Origin of the sequence: Mesorhizobium sp. M7A.F.Ca.MR.148.00.0.0 (assembly GCF_003997735.1) — a bacterium.
Lineage (GTDB): Bacteria > Pseudomonadota > Alphaproteobacteria > Rhizobiales > Rhizobiaceae > Mesorhizobium.
Window position 1 is genome coordinate 1 of sequence record NZ_RZTB01000718.1, and the last position, 233, is coordinate 233.

The window sequence follows — 233 nt, forward strand, 5'->3', positions numbered from 1 at the left end:
GCCGCCGATGGTGCCCATGTTGCGCACCTGTTCGCCGCCGATGCGATCGAACAACGGCCCCAGCGCCGGGATACGCTTCGCCAATGTCGCGAAGGCGTCAGTGTAGGTGACGCCCGCGCCGATCGAAATGATGCCGTTTTCTTCCGAGATGGTGCAAAGTCCGTCGAGATTGCCGATGAAAATGGCCGGCGAAATATCGCGCATGTGCTTGGTGACCCAGAGGCCGACATCGG

1 protein-coding gene is annotated in these 233 nt (G+C 61.4%); it reads right to left on the bottom strand.

The features are described from left to right. The coding region (locus EOB49_RS35970; RefSeq protein ID WP_206526242.1) for an FAD binding domain-containing protein at positions 1-233 on the bottom strand (233 nt) is incomplete at both ends.